This window comes from Tatumella sp. JGM91, assembly GCF_018257575.1.
In the GTDB taxonomy this organism is placed as follows: domain Bacteria; phylum Pseudomonadota; class Gammaproteobacteria; order Enterobacterales; family Enterobacteriaceae; genus Tatumella; species Tatumella punctata.
The window spans coordinates 73,374-97,828 of sequence record NZ_JAERJP010000007.1 but is presented as its reverse complement, the minus strand read 5'-3'; the positions used below and the strand labels follow the sequence as shown (position 1 = coordinate 97,828).

Here is a 24,455-nt window from a genome sequence, read left to right as displayed (position 1 = left end):
AGTATAATACCCGTCAGTTCAACGGATGGTCAGTGAGCGGAGGCGGCAGGCAGAGGCGGCTCAGTGGCCGGGACGGGCAACCAGGCACGAATACGTAACCCTCCCCGTTCACTTTTTCCGATCTCCAGTTCTCCCCGGTGAGCATCAATAATACGCTGTACAATCGCCAGTCCTAAACCTGTACCACTGGTACTGCGTGCACTATCACCACGCACAAAGGGCTGCAACAAATGTTCAATCTGTCCGGGCTCAATGCCGGGACCATTATCTTCAACCTGGAACCAGCCACGGTTTAGCTCACGGCCGCTGCTTACACGGATCCAGCCATTACCATACCTGGCAGCATTTACCACCATATTGGCGACTGCTCGCTTAATCGATAACGGATTAATATCAAGCAACAGCTCACTGTCCATGACGGCATTATCAATTTCCCGTTCATAACCACTTTCGGCAGCAACAACTTCACCCAGTACGGTATTGAGATCGACACGTTCGGTCTGCATTTCCTGACCAGTACGCAGATAATCGATAAACTGTTCGATTATCGCATTACATTCTTCAATGTCTTTGTTGATAGACTCAGAAAGATATTTCTCTTCCTCGCCCATCATTTCCGTTGCCAGACGGATACGTGTCAGGGGTGTGCGTAAATCATGACTGACACCGGCCATTAATAATGTACGGTCTTCTGCGAGCTGTTTGATCCCTGCCGCCATCTGGTTAAAAGCACGGGTTACCGAACGGACTTCAGAAGCACCGTATTCCCGTAACGGTGGAGGAATAATCCCTTGTCCGACCTGCAGAGCCGCATTTTCAAGTTCGACCAATGGACGATTCTGCATTCGTATAAATAACCAGGCACCGCAAATCGCCAGCAGCATTATCGCCAGGGTATAACGGAACAGCGGGGAAAAATCACCCTGATGAATTTCTGTCAGCGGTACCCGTACCCAGATATCAGGCGACAACCAGGTTTTCAGCCAGACAACCGGAGAGTTTTTATTGACCTCGACACGAACATCGGTAGGGCCTCCCAGTTGTTGTGCCATCTGATCACTCAGAAATTCATAATGCTGCGCCCAGCGCAATCCTCCTTCCTCTGCTGCCGCATTGGTATACAGTGAAATACCTAACTCACGGTAGATCTCCCGGCGGAAGGCCGGCGGAACTTCCAGCTGCGTGCCATCTTCCAGTTGCAGTTTATCCGTCATCAGCATCCTGACTTCATACGCCAGAACTTTATTAAATTGCTGCAGACTCGGCAAAATCGCGAAGTTGAGTACCACCAGATAGGTCGTTACCAGACTGACAAACAGCAAGGTAACGATCAATAGCAAGGTACGGGCAAAGGAACTGCGAGGCGAGAAGCGGAATCGCTTCATGCTTTACTGCCATCCGGCACAAAAACATAGCCCAGGCCCCAGACCGTCTGGATATAACGCGGATGGGCAGGATCTTCTTCGACCATACGACGTAACCGGGAGATCTGTACATCGATGGAACGTTCCATCGCACTATATTCACGTCCGCGCGCCAGGTTCATTAGCTTATCCCGTGACAAAGGCTCACGCGGGTGGCTGACCAGCGCTTTCAGTACCGCGAATTCGCCACTGGTTAACGGCATAGGTTCATCTTCGCGGAACATTTCACGGGTTCCGAGGTTCAGTTTGAACTTACCAAAGGCAATAACTGCTTCTTCCTGTGAAGGAGCTCCCGGTAATTCGTTCGCCTGACGACGCAATACTGCGCGAATACGCGCCAGTAGTTCTCGCGGGTTAAACGGTTTAGGAATATAGTCGTCAGCACCGATTTCCAGCCCGACAATCCGGTCCACTTCTTCACCCTTGGCAGTCACCATAATAATCGGCATCGGGTTACTCTGGCTGCGCAAACGGCGGCAAATCGACAACCCGTCTTCCCCCGGTAACATCAGGTCCAGCACCATCAGGTGAAAGGACTCGCGGGTCAGCAGACGATCCATTTGTTCAGCATTCGCAACGCTACGGACCTGAAAACCTTGTTCCGTCAGATATCTTTCCAGCAGTGCACGCAGTCGCATATCATCATCAACGACTAAAACTTTGTAATTTTCCTGCATTTCTTCACTCCCAAAGGCACAATTGCCTGATGCTGTATTGTTAAAAAAGATATATTACAGTGACAGTTTATAATGGTTTATATTCTGGCCAAAATTGTTACAAAGCATATTAAACAGCAAGTTATGTCTGCTTTTGTCTGGCATTGCAGAAAAAATGCCCTGAATTCACTCAGCCTTTTCTGCCGGCCCGCCGGGCGTTCGTCAATTCATGAAAATTAACCCCCGCGGTTACACCGGACGAATAGCGCGCTGATAAGGCGCTGACGAACGCATATAACAACAAAACGGACAATTAACTGACAACTACCATGACAGCTGCAGGGGTCCCAAATGAGAACGCCACTGATTACACGCGAAGGCTACAATCAATTAAAGCAGGAACTTGATTATCTGTGGCGTGAAGAACGTCCTGAAGTGACAAAAAAAGTCACCTGGGCTGCCAGTCTGGGTGATCGCAGCGAGAATGCTGATTACCAGTATAACAAAAAGCGGCTACGGGAAATTGACCGCAGGGTCCGCTACCTGACAAAAAGCCTCGGGATACTGCGTATCGTCGATTATTCGCCACAACAACAGGGGAAAGTCTTTTTCGGTGCGCGGGTGGAAATCGAAAATGATGAAGGTGAAACTAAGCAGTTTCGTATTGTCGGTTACGACGAAATCTTCGGGCGTAAAGATTACATCTCCATAGACTCACCAATGGCACGCGCCCTGTTAAAAAAAGAAACCGGTGATGCGGCACGGGTCGACACACCCGCGGGCAGTGCAGTCTGGTACATCAATGAGATAACCTACCCCGACGCCGGATAGGAATATCCTGCAAAGCGACCACAGCGGCTGGCATTTTACTCGCTCAATCCGTATAACTGTCCCCTATAAACTTACCCCGTACAAACCTGATGCTAAAGATGAAAAATTCACCAAATCAGATTATTGCCAGTGAACTTCAGGTACGGACAGAGCAGGTTGATTCTGCCGTACATCTGTTGGACGAAGGGAATACCGTGCCATTTATTGCACGTTATCGTAAAGAAGTCACCGGCGGGCTGGATGACACACAGCTACGCCAGCTGGAGTCCCGTCTGAGTTACCTGCGTGAACTCGAAGACCGCCGCCAGACAATTCTCCGCTCGATTGAAGAACAGGGGAAAATGACCCCCGCACTTGCCAGCGCCCTGACCGCCACCCTGAGTAAAACGGAACTGGAAGACCTTTACCTGCCGTTTAAACCCAAACGCCGTACCCGTGGTCAGATTGCCATCGAAGCAGGGCTGGAACCTCTGGCCACCAGCCTGTGGCAGGATCCTCAGCAGGACCCTGAAGCCAGCGCGCAGGCTTATATCAATGCGGATAACGGCATTGCTGACAGTAAAGCCGCCCTCGATGGTGCACGTTACATCCTGATGGAGCGGTTCGCCGAAGATGCCGTATTACTGGCCAAAGTCCGTGATTATCTGTCCCGCAATGCACACCTTGTGTCACGGGTCGTGGAAGGGAAAGAAGCAGAAGGTGCAAAGTTCCGGGATTATTTCGACCATCATGAGCCACTGTCTGCGGTACCGTCACACCGTGCCCTGGCGATGTTCCGTGGTCGTAATGAAGGCATCCTTCAGCTGTCAGTCAATCCGGACCCGCAGTCAGACGAACCTCCCCGCGAAAGCTATGGTGAAACACTGATCGCCAGCCATCTGCAGGTAATCTTTAATAATGCCCCCGCCGATAGCTGGCGCAAAGCGGTTATCAGCTGGACATGGCGTATTAAAGTCTTACTGCATATGGAAACCGAGCTGATGGGGATGCTTCGTGAACGTGCAGAAGACGAAGCAATCAACGTGTTTGCCCGTAATATGCATGATCTGTTGATGGCAGCCCCGGCCGGTATGCGCGCGACGATGGGTCTCGATCCGGGCTTACGTACCGGCGTCAAAGTCGCGGTTGTCGATGCCACCGGTAAACTGGTCGCGACCGATACGGTTTATCCCCACACCGGCCAGGCGGCAAAAGCAGCGGCGGCCGTTGCGGCACTTTGTTCACGTCATCAGGTAGAACTGGTGGCCATCGGTAACGGTACGGCATCACGTGAAACAGAACGTTTTTTCCTCGATCTTCAGCAGCAGTTCCCGCAGGTAACCGCCCAGAAAGTGATCGTCAGTGAAGCCGGAGCCTCGGTTTATTCGGCATCAGAACTGGCTGCTCTGGAATTCCCTGAGCTGGATGTTTCACTGCGTGGCGCGGTTTCTATTGCCCGCCGTCTGCAGGATCCTCTCGCAGAGCTGGTAAAAATCGATCCTAAATCGATTGGTGTCGGCCAGTACCAGCATGATGTCAGTCAGAGCCTGCTGGCCAAAAAACTGGATGCCGTGGTGGAAGACTGTGTTAACGCCGTCGGTGTGGATCTGAATACCGCCTCGGTTGCCCTGCTGACCCGGGTGGCAGGTCTGACCCGTACTATGGCGCAAAATGTCGTTAACTGGCGTGATGAAAATGGTCGTTTTCATAACCGCCAGCAGTTGCTGAAAGTCAGCAGGCTGGGGCCAAAAGCCTTTGAACAATGTGCCGGCTTCCTGCGTATTAACCAGGGCGACAATCCGCTGGATGCATCGACAGTCCATCCGGAAGCGTATCCGGTGGTGGAGCGTATTCTTACCGCGACACGTCAGGCATTAAATGAATTAATGGGGAACAGTTCAGCTGTACGTGCCCTGGCCGCATCACAGTTTACCGATGAACGTTTTGGCTTGCCGACGGTTAACGATATTTTAAAAGAACTGGAAAAACCCGGCCGCGACCCACGGCCTGAATTCAAAACAGCAACCTTTGCTGACGGTGTGGATACCCTGTCTGACCTGCTGCCGGGCATGGTATTAGAAGGGTCTGTCACTAATGTCACCAATTTTGGTGCCTTTGTGGATATCGGTGTTCACCAGGACGGACTGGTGCATATTTCGTCACTGTCCGACAAATTTGTCGAAGACCCGCATCAGGTGGTGAAAGCGGGTGATATTGTGAAAGTCAAAGTCATGGAAGTCGACCTGCAGCGTAAGCGGATTGCTCTGACGATGCGTCTTGATGAACAGCCTCAGGAAGGCCGTAAATCCGGATCGCCTGCCGCTGCTGCCGGTCAGCCACGCCCGCAGACACGACAGCCTTCAGCGAAGCCACGGCAGAAACCTGTCACCAACAGTGCAATGGAAGATGCTCTGGCCGCGGCCTTCGGTAAGAAGCGCTGATCCTGACTCCGGCCTGCATACTGAAATGCCCCTCACGGGGCGTTTCAGTATTTTATTTATTCACACCACCAGTGACTGCCGTTGAGGTAATAACCTGTAATTCAGCACGGCCAGCCAGTGCTGCAGCCAGTTTTTGAAATGCAGGTGCCTGTTCGTGATCCGCCAGGTGCTGTCCGGAGCTCCAGCGTTCCAGCATAAGATACTGGGCGGTATTTTGCGTATTCTGATGTAATACATAGGACTCGCAACCCGGTTCTCCCTGAACCTCTTTTTCGGCTGTTTTCAATGCGTCAGCAACGATCTGTTCTTCCCCTGCTTTCGCTGTAATCAATGCAGTAACAGTAATAACCTGGCTCATATCTGACCTTCTTGCAGAAGTGATTAACACGGCATACCGGAACACAACCGGTATAGTTTCCAGCGTGATTAAGTATGCAATGCTCACGGGGAAGATGGCAACCGGCACCGGACCCTGTCGCATCAGGGGATAAAACACTCCCCCGCCACAGTTACCGGCGCCGGGGGTGGATTATTTATACACTTCGGCAACCGCGCTGATGCGGCCATGCTCACGCCCGGCAATCACTTTAAAATACTTACCGCCTTTTTCATCCGCCAGTCTGGAGAGTTCTTTTTTAGCATCCATCGGCGATGTCGTTTCAGCCGTGGTAGATACGGTCCCCAGAGAGACCAGCTGCTGACTGTCTGCCTGTGCCTGAGTCACTTCTTCCGCAGCAACAGCAGAAAAAGACAGGATGCCTGCCATCAGCACACTCACCGTATATTTCGTCATTTTCATAGCATAAGCCCCTTATGGTATTGCCGTAACAAAATTCACTGCCTGTGCTACTGACAGTCACCGGAGATCAGCACAGGCCGTTTGCCGGGAGTGTCAGGCACCTCTGAATTATTAGTTCCGGTTAGGGGAAACAGCAATAAAACCGCCGCCGTTTCTATAAGTCAGACGAAAAAGCGAGAACCTGCTCGCAAAATTCTGCGGGATGGGAAATAAACGGCGCATGGCCGGCTTTCGGCATCACGACGGAGAGGCCACCGCCCGCCAGTGTATCGACTTGCCCGGCAATATCACGGGGTACCAGCCCATCAAGCGCTCCGTAAATACGCAGGAATGGCAGATTAACCGACGACAGTTCGCGACGGAGATCCGCAGACTGCAGGATACCCAGCCCGGCGTTTAATACTGTCACTTCCGGTAATGGCTGAGACAAAACAGCCTGTCGCAGTAATCGTGCATCATGGCGGGCAGTGTCGGTTCCGAGAGTTTGCAGCGCCATAAAGCGATCAATGGTCTTTTCAAAGTGGCTGCTCAGTTGCTGCTGAAACCCCTGCAATACCGAAGGCTTAATGCCCGGCCAGCCCTGTTGTGCTGAAAAGCAAGGGGAAGAGGCAACCGTAATTAACCCCCGTACCGTAACCGAAGCACTCCGGGCCAGTCTGGTAGCCACCAGCCCGCCAAGAGACCAGCCGACAATAATGGCATTTTCCGGTAACCGGGGTTCCAGCAGGGTGACCATGTGATCCAGCGTCAGCGCCGTTACGCCCTGACTGCGGCCATACCCCGGCAAATCGACCAGATGCAAACGAAAATGCGGGCTAAGCCGTGCGGTGACACAATTCCAGACTTCAGCGTTAAGCCCCCATCCGTGTAACAGCACAAGATCTCTCTCTCCCGCGCCACAGGTATGCCAGAAAAGCGACATAATAAATTCCCCCGTCAAAAATCACAGGATACCATGCTGATACTGAAGAGTTATTGCTGGTTATGCCATCTGCCGCTGATGTTAAGGACCACCGGTATCTGTACCGGCTGTCAGTGCCGGCTGCCGCCGCTGCCCTTTTTATGTCGCCGTTGTGGGTTACCGGCCGCCCCGGACACCGCTGAATGTGGCCGTTGTCTGACAGACCCGCCCCCGTGGCAGCATCTGGTGTGTGCCGGCGACTATCTCCCGCCACTCAGTCGTTTACTGCATAAATTCAAATTTTCCGGCAACACCGCACTCTCGGTGATGCTCGCCAGACTTATTTTGCTAAGCTTTCTGCAGCAGCACAGAGACTATGGTCTGCGAAAGCCGGATATCCTGCTATGCTCACCCCTGCACAGACAGCGACTCTGGCAACGGGGATTTAATCAATCGGCTTTACTGGCACAGCCACTGGCACATTGGTTATCCTGCGAGTTTGCACCCTTTGCCTTACGCCGTCATCGCAAAACGGCCGTGCAGCACCTGCTGAATATACGTCAGAGAAAACGTAATTTACGCAATGCCTTTTGCGTCGAAAAAGACCTCACTGGCCGCCATGTTGCCCTGGTCGATGATGTCGTCACCAGCGGCAGTACCGCCGGTGAAATATCACGCTTACTGTCCCTGCATGCTGTGGCCAGCATCCAGGTTTGGTGCCTGTGCCGAACCTTGTAGAGTCACAGTGATGGGCGTATTATAACCCACTGTTTCAGTCAACTATTGAGCAATGCTATGATCCGTATTACTGACACTGCCCAGGAGCATTTCGCTAAGCTTCTCGCTAAACAAGAAGAAGGCACACAAATCCGTGTCTTTGTGATCAATCCGGGGACGCCAGGTGCAGAATGTGGTGTGTCCTATTGCCCGCCTGATGCGGTAGAAAGTACAGATACCGAACTCAGGTTCGATAATCTGATCGCTTATGTTGATGAGCTGAGTGCCCCTTACCTTGAAGAGGCAGAAATTGATTTTGTGACCGACAATCTGGGCTCACAACTAACCCTTAAGGCACCTAACGCAAAAATGCGTAAGGTGGCTGACGATGCGCCATTACTTGAGCGGGTCGAATATCAGTTACAGGCACAGATTAACCCGCAGCTTGCCAGCCATGGCGGAAAAGTATCCCTGATGGAAATTACTGAGGATGGTTACGCCATTTTGCAATTTGGCGGCGGTTGTAATGGCTGTTCTATGGTCGATGTAACATTAAAAGAAGGCATCGAAAAAGAGCTGCTGGCCGCATTCCCTGAACTGAAGGGTGTACGTGATTTAACAGAACATCAGCCAGGTGAACACTCTTACTATTAAGAGTGATGCCACAGGTCCCGCTACGGACCTGTGGTGTTTACGGGTTTCAGCACAGCACCAGCTGCACATCCCCCTGTGTAATCGCTTTCAGCACCGCTTCCGGCGGTTTCTTATCTGTATATAAGCTGTCGAGCATATCGATACTGCCAAGATTCACCATCGCACTGCGGCCAAATTTTGAATGATCAGTGACCAGTATAACGTTACGTGAACTTTCGATGATCGCCCGCTTGGTGCGAACTTCATGATAATCAAACTCCAGCAAGGCACCATCCATATCAATACCGCTAATCCCGAGTATTCCGTAGTCCAGACGGAACTGAGAGATAAAGTCCATGGTGGCTTCACCGATAATTCCGCCGTCCCTTGAACGGACATCACCTCCGGCAATAATCACCCTGAAATCAGGCTTTGCCATCAGTAATATCGCCACATTCAGATTATTGGTCACGACCTGTAATTGGTTATGATTAAGCAGAGCATGGGCAACCGCTTCAGGCGTTGTCCCGATATCAATAAACAGGGTTGACCCGTCAGGGATTTGCGCTGCTACCTTCTGTGCAATCCGGGCTTTTTCTTCGGAATACATCATTTTACGGTCATGCCAGGCGGTATTTTCTGCACTGGAAGGTAATGCCGCACCGCCATGATGCCGTTGAATACGGTTTTGTTCAGCAAGCTCATTTAAATCACGACGGATCGTCTGCGGGCTTACCGCGAAATATTCGACCAGTTCTTCGGTACTCACATATCCCTGACGTTTGACCAGCTCAATAATTACGTCATGCCGCTGGGTCTGCTTCACATAACTCTCCTTTGCCGGCAGATTGCCGGGCTGTTCAGATTACTTTCTGCCTGCTTTACCGGCAGCACGGCTGTCGACAAAAGCCATTGCCAGGCCGGTCAGTAACCCGGTGAAATGCGCCATATTGGCGATCGACATCCCGAATAAACCGTAATATCCCACCACCAGCCAGAGAATGGAAAACACGATCAGGCCGCGCTCCAGATACACCCCGCTGTCAGGATCCAGTTCACCGCGTAGCCAGCAATATCCCATCAGGGCATACACTACCCCGGAGAGGCCGCCAAACCAGACACCGCTGAATTTAGCCTGCATCCAGCCACTCAGTAAGGCGGAAATCAGTGTAATCACAAACAGTTTTCCGCTGCCCAGTCTTTTTTCAACCGCCCCGCCGAGATACCACCACCACAGTAAGTTGAACAGGATATGTAAAAAAGAAAAATGCAAAAATGCGGGGCTGACCCAGCGCCAGACCTGAAAATACTGGTCCGGCCCCTGCGGCCATGCCAGCCAGCTCAGTACCCTATCCTCCCCCAGCAACTGCATCAGAATAAATACCAGAATACAGAGGGCTGACACCGTCATCGTTATCGGACCACCGCGCTCACGAACGGTACGCCACAGATGCCCACGCGGGTAATTTATCTGAAACCGGGTATCGCCACTTTTCCAGCTGGCATCCTGGTAACGCGGATGATCAGGATCCCGGATAAAGAGCGCGTATTCGCTTTCGACCAGTGCCAGTTGTTCATCATCGTCCAGCCATAACAGATAATATTGCTGCTGCTGTTCAAGGTGCAGCCTGATACCGCGGGTGGCCATATAGTCGATAAACGCCTGAGCCATGCGTGGATTCGCAAGCTGAGAGATACGTTTCATGGGGTTCCCCTCTGTGATCGTCTGTCAGCTCTGACGGGCATCAGTACAAATCTGAGCCGGAAAAGCTGTCCGCCAGGCATCGAAACCACCATCCACACTGTAGACCTGGTCAAAGCCCTGATTGATCAGGTACTGGGCAGCCCCTTTGCTGCTGTTACCGTGATAACAAAGCACCATCACCGGCTGATCCGGATCAGCTTTTTCCATAAAAGTGTTAAGAGTGCCCTGGGTAAGGTGAAAAGCTTCTGCCACATGGGCGGCGTCAAAACTTTGCGGGTCACGAATATCCACCAGCAATGCCCCCTGCTGTAACTTTTCATCGGCCTGCTGCACACTGATACACTCATAGGTTTCCATAATCTCTCTCATTCATCTCATCAGTTCACTGCCGCACATTGTAACCTGATCCCGGCGCTCAATAATCCGTTAAAAAATAATCGTCAGTTTTTTTGTTGTGTGTTTATGTTACCTGTATCACGCAAAATTGTTTTCTTCTGGTTAACTATTGGCGTCAATGTTTGTTTTCGACTACCATAAAGCTCGAAAACGAACATAACATGATTTTCCGAACCCCGGGGGATACTACGTGGAAACCAAAGATCTGATCGTCATCGGTGGCGGTATCAACGGTGCCGGTATTGCGGCAGATGCCGCCGGACGCGGCTTGTCCGTATTGATGCTGGAAGCCAGGGATTTTGCCTCTGCGACTTCTTCTGCCAGTTCGAAACTGATCCACGGTGGCTTACGCTATCTGGAACATTATGAATTCCGTCTGGTCAGTGAAGCCCTTGCCGAACGTGAAGTTCTGCTCAGAATGGCACCGCATCTGGCGTTTCCGATGCGATTTCGTCTGCCGCATCGCCCGCATCTGCGCCCCGCGTGGATGATCCGCGCCGGATTGTTCCTGTATGATCATTTAGGCAAACGTACCAGTCTGCCCGCCAGCCGGGGGATCAGCTTTGGTCAGGACTCGGTACTGAAACCCGAAATCACCCGTGGCTTTGAGTATTCGGACTGCTGGGTCGATGATGCGCGGATGGTTGTGCTCAATGCTCAGGCAGTCACGGAACGTGGCGGGGAAGTCAGAACCCGTACCCGGGTCACCCGCGCCTGGCGCGAAAACGGTCTGTGGATGGTCGAAGCCGAAGATACGGACAAGGGAGAAATATTTCGCTGGCAGGCGAGAGGGCTGGTAAATGCTGCCGGCCCCTGGGTTAAAGAATTTTTTGATCACGGCCTGCAGCTTAAATCGCCGTACGGTATCCGTTTAATCAAAGGCAGCCATATTGTCGTCCCGCGGGTACATAACGATAAACAAGCCTATATCCTGCAAAATGAAGATCACCGGATAGTTTTTGTCATCCCGTGGATGGACGAATTTTCTATCATTGGCACCACCGATGTTGAATACCATGGTGATCCGGCGCAGGTTGCTATTGACGACAACGAAATTGACTACCTGCTAACAGTATTTAACCAGCATTTCCGTCACAACCTGTCACGTCAGGACATTGTCTGGACATACTCCGGCGTCCGGCCATTATGTGATGATGAGTCTGATTCACCCCAGGCCGTGACCCGTGACTACACCCTTGATGTGCATGATGAGCAGGGTAAAGCCCCGCTATTATCCGTTTTTGGCGGTAAGCTGACCACCTACCGCAAACTGGCAGAACATGCGCTGGAAAAACTGGCGAAATACTACCCGCAAGCCGGCCCGGCCTGGACGAAAAATGCGGTACTGCCCGGCGGTCACTTCTCCGGCAGCAGAGAGGATCTGGCTGCCGGACTGCGCAGACGTTATCCGTTTATCACGACCAGTATGGCGACTCATTACGCACGGACCTACGGCAGTAATACGGAGAAATTACTGGGAGATGCGCAGCAACTGGCAGAGCTGGGTGAAAATTTTGGTCATGAATTTTATGAGGCCGAACTGCGCTATCTGGCAGATAACGAATGGGTACGCGAACTTGATGATGCCATCTGGCGCAGAACCAAACAAGGTATGTGGCTGACGCCAGCACAGCAGGCCCGTATTACTGAATGGCTGCAGGTCCGTTATCCACAGACGATCCCCCGCCCGGCCGCCGCAGAAACCCGTACCCTCTGACTCGCTGCGTAATCTAAAAAGGCGACATAACCGTCGCCTTTTTCACCTTTCTGACCGCTTAACCTGCCAGCTGACGCAGCATTCTTCTCAGAGGCTCAGCAGCCCCCCATAGCAGCTGATCACCCACCGTAAAGGCCGACAGGTATTCAGGACCCATATTCAGTTTACGCAACCGGCCTACCGGGGTATTCAGCGTACCTGTCACCGCCGCAGGTGTCAGTTCACGCATAGTCAGTTCACGATCATTAGGGATTACTCTGGCCCATTCATTATGTCCCGCCAGCAGCTGTTCAATTTCAGCCAGCGGAATATCTTTTTTCAGTTTCAGGGTAAACGCCTGACTATGGCAACGCAGAGCACCAACCCGCACACATAAGCCGTCTACCGGTACTGGCTGGCGGGTCGCAAGGATCTTATTAGTCTCCGCCTGGCCTTTCCACTCTTCGCGGCTCTGCCCGTTATCCAGCTGTTTATCAATCCACGGGATAAGACTGCCTGCCAGCGGCACACCGAAGTTATCCGCAGGTAAGGTACCGGAACGGGTTAACTCTGTTACCTTACGCTCAATATCCAGAATCGCTGACGCAGGATCCTGCAACTCTTTCGCGACATGATTATGCAGCATGCCCATCTGGCTTAATAATTCACGCATATGCCGGGCACCGCCCCCGGAGGCCGCCTGGTAAGTCGCGACTGAGGCCCATTCCACTAAATCCTGTGTAAACAGGGCACCGAGTGACATCAGCATCAGACTGACGGTACAGTTACCGCCGACAAAGGTTTTGATGCCTTTATCCAGTCCCTGATGAATAACCTGCTGGTTTACCGGATCAAGAATAATAATGGCATCATCGTTCATCCGCAGGGTTGACGCTGCATCAATCCAGTATCCCTGCCAGCCAGATGCCCGCAGTCTGGGATAGATCTCGCTGGTATAATCGCCCCCCTGGCAGGTCACGATAATATCCAGCGCCCGTAATGCGTCAATATCTCCCGCATCCTGTAACACACCATTCTGACCGCCGCCAAACGCAGGCGCCGGTTGTCCGTGCTGTGAAGTGGAGAAAAAGATCGGATTGATACTGTCAAAATCACGTTCTTCTGTCATTCTCGACATCAGTACGGAACCCACCATACCGCGCCAGCCAATAAAACCTACATTTTTCATGTTATGCCTGCTTATCCTGTATTCTGAGCCAGATTTTTCCACGCCATACCGTCAGGAACATTGACAACGGACCAGAGGATTATACGATCCCTGAGTCACCAGATTCCGGTCCGGTGCTTATTAATGAAAAAAAATTCACTAAAATACCCCTGCAGGGTACTCAGTGTCATAATCATATTTACCTGTAACCCCCAACTCTACAAAATGCACACTGTCTGGCAAGTGAATTAATTCGATACGCCGGGCATTTTCAACAATTGCACTAATAGTTGTCGTTTAGCTAAAGGATACTAACGCTCTTATGACCGAAATGATTTCTGCCACTGTACTGCTTCTGCTGATCATGGATCCGCTGGGTAACCTGCCGATCTTTATGTCAGTGCTTAAACATCTGGAACCCCGGCGGCGGCGTATCGTCATTATTCGTGAACTGTTAATTGCGTTAGCTATTATGCTGCTGTTTCTGTTTACCGGCGAAAAAATACTGTCGTTCCTTAATTTGCGGGCAGAAACCGTGTCTATTTCCGGCGGAATTATTTTATTTCTGATCGCGATAAAAATGATTTTCCCCGGACCTGACAATGAAAGTTCCGGGCTGCCGGCAGGCGAAGAACCTTTCCTGGTTCCCCTCGCCATTCCGCTGGTGGCAGGGCCATCACTGCTGGCAACCCTGATGCTGATGTCTCACCAGTATCCTGGTCAGCCGGGGACGCTGGTCGTGGCACTGCTGCTCGCCTGGGCGATTACCTCGACCATTCTGTTACTGTCCGGTGTCTTTTTACGGTTGCTGGGGAATAAAGGGGTCAATGCGCTGGAACGGCTGATGGGGCTGATTTTGATTATGCTGGCAACACAAATGTTTCTCGACGGTATCCGCGCCTATATGAAATTATAAAAAAATGCCGCAGCAGGTGACCTGCTGCGGCATTTTACACGGGACAACTCCTTAACTAAGTAACCAGAAAGCGATCATGCCGATAACCCCGCCGGTCGTCCCCAGAATAGTTTCCATCAGAGTCCAGGTCTTCAAAGTCTGCGCTTCAGATGCTCCGGTAAAACGGCCAAATAACCAGAACCCCGCATCATTCACGTGACTACAGATAATAGATCCGCCGCCGATACAGACAGAGAGGGCTGCCAGCTGAGCACCACTGTAATGAAGCGGGGTGATCACCGGCATAATCAGTCCGACTGCCGTCAGACAGGCAACAGTCGCAGAGCCCTGGATAATCCTGACAACACCGGCCAGAATAAAACACGCCACCGCAACCGGCATACCGGCACCGGCAACAGCATCACCCAGTGCCGGCCCCACACCGGAGTCCACCAGTACCTGTTTGAATACCCCGCCGGCACCTATCACCAGCAGAATAATCCCCGCAGGCTGTAATGCTTCACCACAGATCTGCATGATACGGGTTTTGTCCATCCCCTGACGGTAAGCCAGGCCATAGATGGTAATAAGGCAGGCCAGTAAAATAGCAATAAACGGATGGCCGATAAACTCCAGCAGGTGATCCAGCGACGAGCCCTGAGTTACAAAATGTGCCCCGATGGTTTTTAACCCGACCAGCACTAACGGAAATAATATCAGTGAGATACTGAAACCAAAGGAAGGTAACTGATGGGTTCCGGCTGGCGGCGGCACATCATCTTCCGGCAATGAAAAATGCACATGCCGGGAAATAAAACTGCCAAATAATGGCCCGGCAATCAGCATACCGGGAATGGCGGCGCACAGTCCTAACAGGATCATCCAGCCAAAATCAGCATGCATCTGGGCAGCCACCAGCATCGGCGCAGGCCCCGGCAGTACGAAAGCCGCTGCAGCGGCTACCCCGGCGAATAACGGGATAACCAGCCGTACCAGGTTACCGCCGGTACGTCTGGCAACGGCGAAGGCAATACTGATCAGTAATACAATCGCCACTTCGAAAAACAGTGGCAGCGCACAGATAAATCCGGCGATCCCCATCGCATAATGGGCACGCTTTTCACCAAAAGTTTTCAGCATACGGATCGCTATCTGATCCACCGCCCCTGTTTCATGTAAAATTTTCCCGAACATGGCCCCCAGTCCGACGACAATCGCCAGAAAACCCAGGGTTCCGCCCATGCCTGCCTGCATTGCTTCGGTAATTTTTTCCAGCGGCATTCCGGACATAATCCCAGCACCGACCGACACTAACATCAGGGCCACAAAAGCATGCATCCGTGCTTTCATTACTAACAATAGTAACAGCAGCACAGATCCCGCTGCCGTTAATACCAGTGTAGCGGTACTCATCATTATCTGCCCTTACTGAATCGCGTGTTTTATCGCTGCAACGGTATCCGCAACAACCTGATCAACAGACTGACGGATATCTACCGTAATCACATCGTGTTCATTCTCAGCAGGTTCCTGCAGGGTGGCGAACTGAGTCACCAGCATTGCCGGTTTAAAGAAATGCCCTTTCCGTGCTTTAAGGCGTGATTCTATGGTGTCAAAATCACCTTTCAGATAGATAAAGTTAAGATTGTGATTCCCTTGCCGCAGGATATCACGGTAACTTTTCTTCAGGGACGAGCACACAATTAACGATACAGCCTGAGTACGCTGCATCGCAAAAGCCGCATCATTAATTGCCTGTAGCCAGGGCTGACGATCCTGGTCATTCAGGGGGTACCCGTCGGCCATTTTTAAGATATTGGCTCTCGGATGCAGAAAATCACCATCGAGAAATGCGGTTTGCAGCTGGTGGGCGACACGGCTTGCAACCACCGATTTCCCACTGCCGGAAACGCCCATCAGAATAAACACATAATGATTTGAAGAGGGTGTAGTCATTTTTTGCTCCGACTGTAGATACAGTAATGTTACCGATAACAATTGATTAAAACATTGTCATGACCCGGACAATTACTGGCAACAGCTTTGGCAAATAAAACATCAAACTGTGAACTGAATCATAAAATCAGCTAAACACTGCCGCCACGATACAGACTGAAACCCAGGTTACGGACTTTGTCTGTCACCGTTTCACCTCGCAGACGTTGCAACAGCATGGCGGCCGCCGTTTCTCCGATTTGTTTACGGGGAGTCATCACCGTGGCCAGTGCCGGTGAGACCACCCGGGTAATATCGTGCCCATGGAACCCCATAATGGCTATCTGTTGCGGAACGGCAATCCCCTGCCGCTGACATTCAAACATCGCCCCGACGGCCAGGTCATCGTTCGTACAACACAGGCTGTCCATACGGGGAAAGCGCTGCAGGGCATGGCGCAACAACACTGCCCCCGTGGTAAATGAAGAGGGCATTTCGTCCATCACACTCTGTGGTTCAAGGCCGGCTTCACGCATCGCCAGCACGTAACCCTGCTGTTTTTGCAGGGTACGTTCATCAAGGCGGGCCCCCAGATAAACCACTGACCGGTAACCGTGACTGATCAGCATCCGGGTCATTTGCCGGGCAGCGTCTACATTATCAAACCCGACAGCCATATCGAGGCAGGGAGAGACTGAGTCCATAATTTCAACCACCGGGATACCGGCTGTTTCCAGCATCCGTAAGGTTGCCGGGGTATGGGTTCGCTCGGTGAGGATCACCCCGTCGACATTCCATCCCAGTAATGAACGCAGCTGTCGTTCCTCTTTTTCTGGCTGATAACCAAAGTGAGCCACCAGCGTCTGGTACCCCGCATTATCCGTCACGGCTTCAATGCCCTGCAGCACATCGGCAAACACATGGTTGGTCAGTGAGGGTAACAAAACACCGATGGCGCGGCTGGTCGCGCTGGACAGCATATCCGGTACACGGTTAGGGATATACCCGAGCTCATCCAGTACTCTCCCTATTTTCTCCCCCAATGCGGCAGAGACCTGGCCGGGGTTACGTAAATAGCGGCTGACTGTCATTTTTGTGACACCCAGCTGGTCGGCAACATCCTGAAGCACGGGTCTTTTTTTCTTCATTGTTATCGCAACTCACACCAGAGAAATTAGGCAGAGTTTAGCATCAATTCCGCAGACAAAATGCCCCGCCGGCGATCATTCCGGCAGGGCCCTGGTGTTGGAGATTATTTTCAGACCGGGGGTAAATCAAAGATAAGAATTTCGGCGTCACTGTCGGCAGTGATCTGTAATTCGGCTTCATCGCGGATAGCCAGAGCATCGCTGGTATTCACCTGTTGCCCATTGATGGTCAGGCGGCCTTTTACCACCTGAATCCAGATATTACGCCCCGCTTGCGGTGATAACATCCCCTGCTCCCCGGTCACTAATGCCCAGCGGGATAATGTCATATCCTGCCAGACGGTGAGCGAGTCTTCCCGGCCATCGGGTGTCAATACCCACTGCCGTCCCTGCTGGTCAGCAAATCGCCGTTGTCCATAGCGGGGAGTGATGCCGGTAGTCTGCGGAATAATCCAGATCTGGTACAGATGTAACGGCTCTGTGCCACTGGGATTATATTCTGAGTGACGGACACCGGTCCCGGCACTCATTATCTGAAATTCCCCCGCCGGAATCTGTTCTTTATTGCCCATACTGTCCTGATGTTCCACCGTTCCGGACAGAACATAGGTCAGAATTTCCATATCTTTATGGGGATGGGTTCCGAATCCCTGCCCCGGAGCAATAATATCTTCGTTGATTACCCTGAGTGCCGAAAATCCCATAAAATCCGGGTCATGATAGCCGGCAAAGGAAAAAGTATGCCAGCTTTCCAGCCAGCCATGCTGTGCATAACCACGGTCCTGCGCTTTACGTAAATAAATCATTCGCTAATCCTCCGTTTTTTATAGTCTGACCCCGAACTGCCTGAAAAAATAGCGGAAAAAGTTCATGGGTCTGTTCAAAAAAAATGAAGGTTGCTGCTGGCAGGCTGTGGGCAAAAAAAAGCCAGCCTGACGGCTGGCAAAAAATACTGGAAGCAATGTGAGCAATGTCGTGTCTTCACCAGCTATCTGAGTGAGATGTCTCGTGAAGACAAGTGAATAATAATCATTATCATTATCACTTGTAAAGATAAATTTTGCTTTTTTATCACTACGCCGCGTAGCTGATGTTTCAGCGGAAAACCGCACTAGCCGGGAAAAAAACTGTGACCGCCTTTGAGAAGATACGTTTTCTGCACGACAAAGGCCCGTTATCCGCAGGCCGCTGCAGAAACTCTGTTGTCAGATGAGATTCAGACCGGAGGTCACAATGAAAAAAATGCTACTGACAGTGCTTATTGCTGCCTGTCCTCTGCTGGCCGCTGCAGCGCTCAATAATGATCCTTCAGGAGTTCGCCCGCCGGACAGGATGTATAACCCGTCACAACAACGCATGCTGAATCAGATGCAAATGCAGCAGCAACAGCAGCAAATGCAACTGCGTAATGATCAGCAGATGGAGTCACAGGCATTACAGCAAAAAATACAACAGCAACAAAACCGCGCACAGCAGCGTATTACTCATGCACAACCCTGATATATCACGGGCGGGGAAAGAACCCGCCCGTCAACTCAGCGAAAATCAGGACCGATATACTCAATATTATCCGTACAAATCATATCGACCCCCAGCCCGAGCAACTGCCGGGCCCGCTCTGGCTGATTAACCGTATAAGCCAGAATACGCAGCCCCGCCTCTTTCAGTAACCGGACACGTTCAGCATCCAGTAACTGGTGATTAAGGTGAATGGCCACACATCCCAGCCGGATCGTCAGTTGCTGCCAGTCGTCGCGCCATTGGTCCAGTAACAGTCCGCGCGGAAGCCCCGGCACTGCCTGCTGTGCAGCCGCCAGTGCCTGCAGAGAAAAAGAAGACAATAACGGCGCCGTCTGACCCTGCCAGAGTTTTTCTGCTGCCAGTGCGACAGCACGGCCTGTCATCGTATCTTCACCGCGGGTCGGCTTAATTTCGATGTTTGCCAGCATCCTGTACTGGCGGCAACGTTCTGCAACCTGCGGCAGCGTCGCCAGAGGCTCTGCACTGAACTGCTCAGAAAACCAGCTGCCGGCATCCAGACCGGATAAGCTTTGCCATGTCTGCAGCCCGGCAATCCCGTGGCCGTTGGTCGTACGTTCCAGTGAATCATCATGCAGTAAGAAAACCTGCCCGTCGGCAGACAGTTTGGCATCAAATTCGATCATGGTATGACCGTAACGATGCCCGGTATCGATTGCCGCGAGGGTATTTTCAGGTGCATATTTTCCGCCGCCACGGTGGGCGACGATATGCGGATAGGGCCAGTGCTGATATATCATTCCAGACGTAATCCTGTGGTGGTATTAAATAAATGCCGTCCATGATACGGAAAGTCCAGCCAGAGTAATGTACCGGCTGCAGGCCGCTGTTCATGAGGTAACCGAACCACCAGCCGCTGACCACCGATTTTACCATGCACTAAATTATCTGCACCCAGGATTTCCAGCGTTTCCACCTGCATGGCTATCGCGCTGGCAGACTGAGCCACCGTCTGAATATGCTCAGGACGGATCCCCAGAGTCACCAGCTGATTCGCCAGTGCCGGCTGTTGTTCTGCCAGGAATATCCGGCATTGCGGATCTATCACCAGCTCACGGCCATCGGCACTGACTTTGCCCGGCAGCAGATTCATCGCCGGTGAACCGATAAAACCGGCCACAAAAGTGGTAGCAGGTTTCTCATAAACTTGTGACGGAGTTCCCACCTGTTCCACCACGCCTTTATTCATCACCATCACCCGCTGGGCAAGCGTCATCGCTTCTACCTGATCATGGGTAACATAGAGACTGGTGGTGTTTAACCGCTGATGTAATTGCTGTAATTCCAGCCGCATCTGTGATCTTAGCCGGGCATCAAGGTTAGATAACGGTTCATCAAACAGGAACACTGAAGGCTCACGGACGATCGCCCTGCCCATGGCGACCCGCTGACGTTGTCCGCCTGACAGTTCACGCGGGTGGCGGGTCAGTAATGCATCCAGTTCCAGGCTACGGGCTGCATTCAGTACCCGCTGACGGATCTGCTCTTTACCCATACCACGGATCTTTAGTCCATAACCCATATTCTGCTCAACCGTCATATGCGGGTACAGCGCGTAGTTCTGGAATACCATCGCAATGCCACGCTCTTTTGGCTCCAGCCGGGTAACACACCGCTGATCAATATAGATATCACCGGAACTGACGGTTTCCAGTCCGGCAACCATCCGCAGTAACGTCGATTTACCGCACCCTGAAGGGCCGACCATTACCATAAATTCACCTTCATTAATGGTGATATCCAGAGGCTGGAGGATGCGGTTTTTACCGTCGTAAGATTTGGTGACTGCCTGAAAATGCACACTTGCCATAACTATTTCTCACTCTCTACCAGGCCTTTCACAAAGGCACGCTGCATAATAAGGACCACGACTAATGGCGGGATCAGAGTCAGTAACATCGCCGCCATCACCAGATTCCACTGGGTCACCCCTTCTCCCAGAGAAATCATGCTGCGGATCCCGGCGACCGCGGTACTCATCCGTGAATCACTGGTAATTAACAGAGGCCAGAGATACTGGTTCCAGCCGTATATAAATGTAATAACGAACAGTGCCGCCAGGTTAGTTTTCGATAAGGGTAAGACGATATCGAAGAAAAAACGCATCGGGCTGGCACCATCGATCCGCGCTGCTTCTATCAACTCGTTGGGCATCGACATAAAGAACTGACGAAACAGGAATGTCGCGGTGGCAGAAGCCATCATCGGCAGGATCAATCCGTTGTAGCTGTTCAGCATATGTAATTTTGAAATCACTTCCACGGTGGGAAAAATACGCACTTCCACCGGTAACATCAGAGTGATAAAAATCATCCAGAAAAAAAACTGCCGTAACGGGAAACGGAACCACACCAGCGCAAACGCAGAAATGATCGAAATAGCAATTTTACCGACCGTAATCCCCAGTGCCATGATGATGCTATTCAACAGCATCTGACCGATGGGCGGGCTGTTCGGGCTGACACCCCGGGTCCAAATCGTATCGATGTTTTGCCAGAAATGGCCGCCCGGCAACAGGGATATCGGGGACTGGAACACCTGATGGTTATCCATTGTGGCCGCAACAAAAGCGACATACAGCGGAAACAGAATAGTAAGGATCCCCAGCCATAGCATGACGTGACTGAAGATATCTAATCCACGGCGATTTTCTATCATTGATAACGAACCTTACGTTCAATAAAACGGAACTGCACAACCGTCAGCAAAATCACAATGACCATCAGAACGACCGACTGTGCGGCTGATGAGCTGAGATCAAGACCAGTAAAACCTTCACGATAAATTTTATAAATCAGCGTGGTGGTTGACTGTACCGGCCCGCCCTGGGTGGCGGCATCTATCACCGGGAAGGTATCAAAGAAGGCATACACCAGATTGACTACCAGCAAAAAGAAACTGACGGGAGCGATCAGTGGTAACGAAAGATGTATAAAACGCCTGACCGGCCCGGCACCATCCAGCGCAGCCGCTTCGACCAGTGACCGGGGTATCGACTGTAATCCGGCAAAAAAGAACAGGAAGTTGTAACTGATCTGCTGCCATATGGAGGCCAGTACCACCAGGAACATCGCCTGGCCACTGTTTTGCGCATAGTTCCAGTTATAGCCAATACTTTGCAAAAAATGGCTGATAACACCCATCCCCGGGTTAAACAGGAACATCCAGAGTACCGCGGCAATCGCCGGAGCAACCGCATAAGGAAGCAGCAACAGGGTCTGATAGAACTTTTTCAGCCGCAGTACATGGTCGACCAGTGCCGCCAGAAATAACGAAATCAACAACCCGATACCCGCCACCAGAAAGCTGAAAACCAGGGTGGTTTTAAAGGAGTCCAGATAGTAAGGATCCCGGAATAGCTGAGTAAAATTCTCCAGCCCGACAAAATGTGCCGAAAAACCAAACGGGTCGAGGTTTAGTACCGAATACCACAAGGCTTCGGCGGCAGGCCAGATAAAGAAAATAACCGTAATCACAATCTGGGGCAGCAGCAGCAGATAAGGCAGTGTACGGTGACGAAAAACGGGACGAGAAGATGACATAAAACCCTGACCTCAGGCGGTAGACCTCCGGGCCGCGACTGTCAGTTATACTGGAGTAATCTCTGACAGACGCGGCTTTTTCCGCAGGTAATTTGACTAATTAACCTGCTGCTGGAAGCGACGAAGTAACTGATTACCACGTGTAACGGCATTATCCAGTGCTGCTTTCGGGGTTTCTTTCCCGGTCCAGACACTTTCCAGTTCTTCATCCACCACGGTACGGATCTGTGGCATATTGCCCAGACGCAGACCTTTAGTAAAGGCGAGCGGCGGCTTGTTCAGCATTTGTTTCATGGCGATATCAGCACCGGGGTTCTTCTGGTAGAAGCCCTGCTGGCGACTAAGATCATAGGCTGCCGTTGTTGCCGGCAGGTAACCGGTTTTCTGATGCCATTCGGCAGCAATTTCCGGCTGTGCAAGGTATTTCAGAAACTCAGCGACCCCTTTATAAGTTGCATCATTCTGACCACGCATCACCCACAGACTGGCTCCGCCAATCATGGCATTCTGCGGTGCGTTCTTCACTGTTTCATCGTATGGCATCATCCCGACACCAAAATTAAATTTGGCATACTGCCGGATATCTGCCAGAGAGGCGGACGAGGCGGTTGTCATTCCGCAGTCACCACTGTAGAACTTAGCAGTCGACTCATCTTTCCGCCCAAAGTAGGTAAAGGTACCTGCCTTGTTCATGCGTTCCAGCATCTCAATATGGCGAATCTGCTCAGGGCCATTAAACACCAGTTTGGCGTCTGTGCCATCAAACCCGTTATTCTCAGAAGCAAACGGCAGACCATGCCATGCACTGAATTCTTCGAGCTGAATCCAGCCTTGCCAGCCACTGGCATAACCGCAGCTCATCCCTGACTTACGCAGTGCAGCAGCATCCGCTTCAAGTTCCTGCCAGGTTTTTGGTGGCTGATCAGGATTCAGGCCGGCTTTTTTGAACGCATCCTTGTTGTAATACAGTACCGGTGTCGAGCTGTTAAAAGGCTCAGACAGCATATGACCGGTTTTTGCGTCACTGTAATAACCAACGATCGTCGGTACAAACTGCTGCTCATCAAAAGGCACACCGGCATCTTTAAAGACCTGATAGACCGGTTTAATCGCATGCGATGCCATCATGGTAGCCGTACCCACTTCATACACCTGTAATATTGCAGGTGCATCACCGCTGCGAACAGCAGCAATACCGGCCGCAAGGCTCTGTTCGTAGTTACCTTTGTACACCGGTACAATTTTATATTCCGGGTGTGTCTGGTTAAAACGCTGGGCCAGCGAATCAACTTCGGTACCCAGCCCGCCTTCCATGGAATGCCAGAAAGGTATTTCGGTCACAGCGAAAGCATTTCCGCTCAACCCTAATGCCAGCATTACACATGCGGCATGACGACGAAATTTAAGAACTGACATAGTTTTATCCTGTGGCATGATCGTGCGCTATGGGAAGTTCGCGAGGTAAAATGACACGGAAAAATGACAGAAAAATTAATATAAGATGACAGAGATATGACCGGGTAATGACAGATATCAGGAAAAGATCATAGTATCTTCGCCCGGATGCCTTTCCCCGGCCTGCCAACAGAACCGGATATCACCATGAGACTGACCATAGAACGACTGTCCGATCCCTCAGCACAGGACCTGGCTGACCTGAAGAAAATATGGCCGGAGACCCCGGCAGAACAGTACCTGAACAGCACGAATCACCCGGAATGGTATGTTGCCCGTTTTAATCAGCGGCTGCTGGCGGGGCTTGAATTACAGGTGCAACACCAGACCGGGAATATCCGGCGGTTCATGGTAAGGGAAGCCACCCGCAGACGCGGTGTCGGATATTTTTTGCTGGAAGAAACCCTGCGGATGAATCCGGCGATCAGCCACTGGGAAATCAGCACGGCAGGGTTCCCGTTTTCTGACGCGGCCTGCCTTTTTTTACAATACTGTGGTTTTCAGCCACAGCACCCGCAGTGCTGGTCTAAAACCCGTTGAATAACAGGCATAAAAAAGGGTGGCCATGGGCCACCCTGCTGTGACTGCACTGTCG

General features: G+C 51.6%; 26 protein-coding genes. 8 read left to right on the top strand and 18 right to left on the bottom strand.

Annotated features, from left to right (window positions below):
- Positions 1-29 precede the first annotated feature (29 nt).
- The gene (envZ, locus tag JK198_RS06730; RefSeq protein WP_212707380.1) at positions 30-1,385 is read right to left on the bottom strand and encodes a two-component system sensor histidine kinase EnvZ; all 1,356 of its coding nucleotides are present in this window, start codon (positions 1,383-1,385) and stop codon (positions 30-32) included.
- Positions 1,382-2,101: a two-component system response regulator OmpR gene (gene ompR, locus JK198_RS06725; protein ID WP_025901501.1), complete on the bottom strand. Its 720-nt coding sequence runs from the start codon at positions 2,099-2,101 to the stop codon at positions 1,382-1,384. Before ompR ends, envZ begins: the two co-directional genes overlap by 4 nt.
- Before the next feature lie 330 nt (positions 2,102-2,431).
- Here ompR and greB point away from each other — a divergent pair, with 330 nt between their 5' ends.
- Together greB and JK198_RS06715 are read left to right on the top strand one after the other, a co-directional pair.
- Complete coding sequence (greB, locus tag JK198_RS06720) at positions 2,432-2,911, top strand: transcription elongation factor GreB (RefSeq protein ID WP_212707379.1); 480 nt, start codon at positions 2,432-2,434, stop codon at positions 2,909-2,911.
- A 98-nt stretch (positions 2,912-3,009) separates the two neighbouring features.
- On the top strand, positions 3,010-5,331 hold the full coding sequence (locus JK198_RS06715) for a Tex family protein (protein ID WP_212710316.1): 2,322 nt from the start codon (positions 3,010-3,012) through the stop codon (positions 5,329-5,331).
- 52 nt (positions 5,332-5,383) lie between these two features.
- Here the strand turns inward: JK198_RS06715 and JK198_RS06710 are convergent, their stop codons facing one another.
- The 3 genes from JK198_RS06710 to bioH all read right to left on the bottom strand — a co-directional run bounded on the left by JK198_RS06710 (position 5,384) and on the right by bioH (position 7,055).
- Positions 5,384-5,689 (bottom strand): antibiotic biosynthesis monooxygenase family protein, encoded by a 306-nt coding sequence (locus JK198_RS06710; protein WP_212707377.1) that lies wholly within the window; start codon positions 5,687-5,689, stop codon positions 5,384-5,386.
- A 171-nt stretch (positions 5,690-5,860) separates the two neighbouring features.
- Positions 5,861-6,130: a DUF1471 domain-containing protein gene (locus tag JK198_RS06705; RefSeq protein WP_212707376.1), complete on the bottom strand. Its 270-nt coding sequence runs from the start codon at positions 6,128-6,130 to the stop codon at positions 5,861-5,863.
- 154 nt (positions 6,131-6,284) lie between these two features.
- A complete protein-coding gene (gene bioH / locus JK198_RS06700; RefSeq protein WP_212710330.1) occupies positions 6,285-7,055 on the bottom strand; it encodes a pimeloyl-ACP methyl ester esterase BioH in 771 nt (256 codons plus the stop codon).
- A gap of 30 nt (positions 7,056-7,085) precedes the next feature.
- Between bioH and gntX the strand changes: the two genes are divergently transcribed.
- Together gntX and nfuA are read left to right on the top strand one after the other, a co-directional pair.
- Entirely contained in the window at positions 7,086-7,769 is a 684-nt protein-coding gene (gntX, locus tag JK198_RS06695; protein ID WP_212707375.1) for a DNA utilization protein GntX, read from the top strand.
- 57 nt (positions 7,770-7,826) lie between these two features.
- Complete coding sequence (gene nfuA / locus JK198_RS06690) at positions 7,827-8,402, top strand: Fe-S biogenesis protein NfuA (protein ID WP_212707374.1); 576 nt, start codon at positions 7,827-7,829, stop codon at positions 8,400-8,402.
- A gap of 46 nt (positions 8,403-8,448) precedes the next feature.
- Here nfuA and JK198_RS06685 read toward each other — a convergent pair whose 3' ends face one another.
- From JK198_RS06685 to glpE, 3 genes are read right to left on the bottom strand one after another with little or no spacing between them, the layout of a single operon-like run.
- Entirely contained in the window at positions 8,449-9,207 is a 759-nt protein-coding gene (locus JK198_RS06685; protein ID WP_212707373.1) for a DeoR/GlpR family transcriptional regulator, read from the bottom strand.
- Between the two features lie 39 nt (positions 9,208-9,246).
- Entirely contained in the window at positions 9,247-10,086 is an 840-nt protein-coding gene (gene glpG / locus JK198_RS06680) for a rhomboid family intramembrane serine protease GlpG (RefSeq protein ID WP_212710315.1), read from the bottom strand.
- 24 nt (positions 10,087-10,110) lie between these two features.
- Positions 10,111-10,455: a thiosulfate sulfurtransferase GlpE gene (gene glpE / locus JK198_RS06675; protein ID WP_212707371.1), complete on the bottom strand. Its 345-nt coding sequence runs from the start codon at positions 10,453-10,455 to the stop codon at positions 10,111-10,113.
- Positions 10,456-10,672: 217 nt separating this feature from the next.
- Here glpE and glpD point away from each other — a divergent pair, with 217 nt between their 5' ends.
- Entirely contained in the window at positions 10,673-12,199 is a 1,527-nt protein-coding gene (gene glpD, locus JK198_RS06670) for a glycerol-3-phosphate dehydrogenase (protein WP_212707370.1), read from the top strand.
- Positions 12,200-12,257: 58 nt separating this feature from the next.
- Here glpD and asd read toward each other — a convergent pair whose 3' ends face one another.
- The gene (gene asd, locus JK198_RS06665; RefSeq protein ID WP_212710314.1) at positions 12,258-13,367 is read right to left on the bottom strand and encodes an aspartate-semialdehyde dehydrogenase; all 1,110 of its coding nucleotides are present in this window, start codon (positions 13,365-13,367) and stop codon (positions 12,258-12,260) included.
- A 301-nt stretch (positions 13,368-13,668) separates the two neighbouring features.
- Here asd and JK198_RS06660 point away from each other — a divergent pair, with 301 nt between their 5' ends.
- The gene (locus JK198_RS06660) at positions 13,669-14,262 is read left to right on the top strand and encodes a YhgN family NAAT transporter (protein WP_212707368.1); all 594 of its coding nucleotides are present in this window, start codon (positions 13,669-13,671) and stop codon (positions 14,260-14,262) included.
- 51 nt (positions 14,263-14,313) lie between these two features.
- Here the strand turns inward: JK198_RS06660 and gntU are convergent, their stop codons facing one another.
- The 4 genes from gntU to JK198_RS06640 all read right to left on the bottom strand — a co-directional run bounded on the left by gntU (position 14,314) and on the right by JK198_RS06640 (position 18,130).
- Complete coding sequence (gene gntU / locus JK198_RS06655; protein ID WP_212707430.1) at positions 14,314-15,654, bottom strand: gluconate transporter; 1,341 nt, start codon at positions 15,652-15,654, stop codon at positions 14,314-14,316.
- A gap of 12 nt (positions 15,655-15,666) precedes the next feature.
- Positions 15,667-16,197 carry a gluconokinase gene (gene gntK, locus JK198_RS06650; protein WP_212710313.1) on the bottom strand — a complete coding sequence of 177 codons (531 nt, stop codon included), beginning with the start codon at positions 16,195-16,197 and terminating at the stop codon, positions 15,667-15,669.
- A gap of 131 nt (positions 16,198-16,328) precedes the next feature.
- A complete protein-coding gene (gene gntR / locus JK198_RS06645) occupies positions 16,329-17,324 on the bottom strand; it encodes a gluconate operon transcriptional repressor GntR (protein WP_212710312.1) in 996 nt (331 codons plus the stop codon).
- Positions 17,325-17,434: 110 nt separating this feature from the next.
- Positions 17,435-18,130, bottom strand: coding sequence for a pirin family protein (locus JK198_RS06640; protein WP_212707365.1), 696 nt, complete (start codon positions 18,128-18,130; stop codon positions 17,435-17,437).
- Positions 18,131-18,557: 427 nt separating this feature from the next.
- Here JK198_RS06640 and JK198_RS06635 point away from each other — a divergent pair, with 427 nt between their 5' ends.
- Positions 18,558-18,824, top strand: a complete 267-nt coding sequence (locus JK198_RS06635; protein ID WP_212707364.1) for a DUF2756 domain-containing protein — start codon at positions 18,558-18,560, stop codon at positions 18,822-18,824.
- Positions 18,825-18,859: 35 nt separating this feature from the next.
- Here JK198_RS06635 and ugpQ read toward each other — a convergent pair whose 3' ends face one another.
- The 5 genes from ugpQ to ugpB form a co-directional block, all read right to left on the bottom strand.
- Complete coding sequence (gene ugpQ / locus JK198_RS06630) at positions 18,860-19,603, bottom strand: glycerophosphodiester phosphodiesterase (RefSeq protein WP_212710311.1); 744 nt, start codon at positions 19,601-19,603, stop codon at positions 18,860-18,862.
- Positions 19,600-20,673, bottom strand: a complete 1,074-nt coding sequence (locus tag JK198_RS06625) for a sn-glycerol-3-phosphate import ATP-binding protein UgpC (protein ID WP_212710310.1) — start codon at positions 20,671-20,673, stop codon at positions 19,600-19,602. Before JK198_RS06625 ends, ugpQ begins: the two co-directional genes overlap by 4 nt.
- Positions 20,674-20,675: 2 nt before the next feature.
- Positions 20,676-21,521 carry a sn-glycerol-3-phosphate ABC transporter permease UgpE gene (gene ugpE / locus JK198_RS06620; RefSeq protein WP_212707361.1) on the bottom strand — a complete coding sequence of 282 codons (846 nt, stop codon included), beginning with the start codon at positions 21,519-21,521 and terminating at the stop codon, positions 20,676-20,678.
- Positions 21,518-22,405, bottom strand: a complete 888-nt coding sequence (ugpA, locus tag JK198_RS06615; protein ID WP_212707360.1) for a sn-glycerol-3-phosphate ABC transporter permease UgpA — start codon at positions 22,403-22,405, stop codon at positions 21,518-21,520. Before ugpA ends, ugpE begins: the two co-directional genes overlap by 4 nt.
- Positions 22,406-22,501: 96 nt before the next feature.
- On the bottom strand, positions 22,502-23,821 hold the full coding sequence (gene ugpB / locus JK198_RS06610; RefSeq protein ID WP_212707359.1) for a sn-glycerol-3-phosphate ABC transporter substrate-binding protein UgpB: 1,320 nt from the start codon (positions 23,819-23,821) through the stop codon (positions 22,502-22,504).
- A 186-nt stretch (positions 23,822-24,007) separates the two neighbouring features.
- Between ugpB and panM the strand changes: the two genes are divergently transcribed.
- Entirely contained in the window at positions 24,008-24,400 is a 393-nt protein-coding gene (gene panM / locus JK198_RS06605; RefSeq protein ID WP_212710309.1) for an aspartate 1-decarboxylase autocleavage activator PanM, read from the top strand.
- Positions 24,401-24,455 lie beyond the last annotated feature (55 nt).